Genomic DNA, 2111 nt, shown 5'->3' with positions numbered 1-2111 from the left:
CGCGTCGGCGGCCGTCGCGCGCGGCGCCGCTGTCCTGTCCCGGGTCGAGGACCGGGCGCTGGACGCCGTGTGGCTGGGGCTCAGCGTCACCGGGACACCCGACGCGGCGGGCGTCGACAGGTCCGCACGGGTGCGGCTGGAGGCCACGCACCTGCAGGGGCCGGGCCGGATGGCCGCCTACCTCACCGACACGTTCGGCGGGGCTCAGGTGTACGTCGCCGGTCACGGGGACGAGCTCGAGGACGGGCACTCGGCGCTCCTGCGCCCCGACGCCCACACCCACATGAGCTGGGCCTTCACCGAGCCGGGGGTGTACCGGTTGACGCTCGAGGCCGCCCTCGAGCCCACGGACGGTCCGGCCGTGCCGGTGGCCACCACCGAACTGACCTTCGCCGTCGGGGTGGACCCCTTCACGGTGCCCGGGGCCCGTGGGGCGGACGTCCTCGACGCCGGTCACGCCGACCTCACGGTCGACCTCGACCGCCTGGGCGAGGGTGGTGCAGGGGCCGGCCCCGGCCCCCTCGTGCTGGTCGCGGACGCCCACGGCCCTGGCGGCGACCACGACCACGCCCACTCCCACGACTGGGTCCTGGACCCCACGACCACGGTCATCGCGGTGCCGCCGTCCTCGCTGCTGCCCCTGCCGTCGGGGGCGGAGTCCGCGCTGGGTGACGCCGTGGCCGCGGGCGACCCTGTGTACCAGCTGCCCCAGGCGGTGCTCGGGCGGCACCTGCACGGGCAGATCGACCCCTTCCTCTGGTTGGACGTCCGCAACGCCCAGGTCTACGTCGAGATCGTCCGCGACACCCTCATCGAGGTCGACCCCCAGGGCGCGGAGCAGTACCGGCGCAACGCCGCGGTGTACCTCGCCGACCTGGAGGAGCTGGACCGGGAGGTGTCGACCACCGTCGACGACCTGCCCCGGTACGCCCGCCACCTGGTGACCACCTACGACAGCTTCGCCTACCTGGCCACCGCCTACGGTCTGAGGATCGTCGGGAGCCTCGCCCCCGACCGCGGCAGCGACCCCGGGCTCCGGCAGCGCCGTCAGCTCACCCGCACGGTGGCGACCATGGAGCTGCCCGCGGTCTTCCTGGAGGTCGGGCTCGACCCGCGCGCGTCGGTGCTGCGCGAGCTGGCGTCCGACGCGGGGGTCGCCGTCTGCCCCCTGTACCTCGACACCCTGGACGACGACGCCCCGGACTACGTGTCGATGATGCGCGCGAACGCGGAATCGCTCCACCAGTGCCTGTCCTACGCGATCGATGAGGAGACCTCGTGAACCGTTCAGCACCGCGCCCCGCAGCAGCCCGGTCCGGGCACCGACGGTGCGGAGGCCGCGCGTCGGTGGCCGGGCGCTGGGGCGCTGGCGCGCTCGTGGCCGCCGCCGTGACCCTGCCGGTGGCGTCGTACGCGACCCACGGTGGTGACGAGCCGGTCGTCGAGCCCGGAGAGGTCGTCGTCGTCCCCAGCGGGCACCTCGACCTCGGCCCGCGCATGGAGTCGGGGACGTGGGAGCTCCGGGTCCGTGACGACCGTGACCACCCGCCCGTCTGGCGCGACCTGGAGGACGTCGTCGTGCACGTCGTCGACGACGCTCTCGTCCCTGTTCCCGGCGCTGCGGAGTACGCGTTCCTGGGGTTGCCCGAGGGTTCCCCGGTGCACGTGATCCCACAGGTGGAGCAAGAAGGAGTGGTCTGGGTCGGGTGGAACACCCAGGCGCCCGAGGTCGTCGACCGGCTCGAGCGCGGTGCGGACCTGTCGCTCACCCGGGTCGAGGGCCCCGGCGCGGTGCACCTCTTCCTGCAGGAGGGCGTCTCGTCCGAGCCGTTGGTGCTGTGGAGCTCGACCACCGACCTCCCGCAGTCGGCGTGGATGGAGGTCAACACCCACACGCACGCCAACTGGGTCTTCACCCGACCGGGGGCCTACCTGCTCGGCCTGGAGTCCACGGGCACCCTGGTGGACGGCACACCGGTGCGGGCCGGTGCGACGTTGCGGGTGGCGGTCGGCGACGAGGTCGACCCCGCCGACCTCCTCGAGCAGGAGCTCGGCGAGGCGCCGGGCGACGCCGCAGCCGCGGGGGACGCCGGAGGGGCCCCCGAGCCGAC

2 protein-coding genes are annotated in these 2111 nt (G+C 74.2%); both read left to right on the top strand.

Annotation, left to right across the window (positions count from 1 at the left end):
* On the top strand, positions 1 to 1282 hold a 1282-nt coding region (locus N869_RS14640; protein WP_035062831.1), incomplete at its 5' end, for an anchored repeat ABC transporter, substrate-binding protein.
* The coding region (locus N869_RS14635; RefSeq protein WP_156968587.1) for a choice-of-anchor M domain-containing protein at positions 1279 to 2111 on the top strand (833 nt) is incomplete at its 3' end. The genes N869_RS14640 and N869_RS14635, both read left to right, overlap by 4 nt.

Source organism: Cellulomonas bogoriensis 69B4 = DSM 16987 (genome assembly GCF_000767165.1).
In the GTDB taxonomy this organism is placed as follows: domain Bacteria; phylum Actinomycetota; class Actinomycetes; order Actinomycetales; family Cellulomonadaceae; genus Actinotalea; species Actinotalea bogoriensis.
The sequence above is the reverse complement of the archived record's forward strand: the minus strand, read 5'-3'. Positions and strand labels throughout refer to the sequence as shown.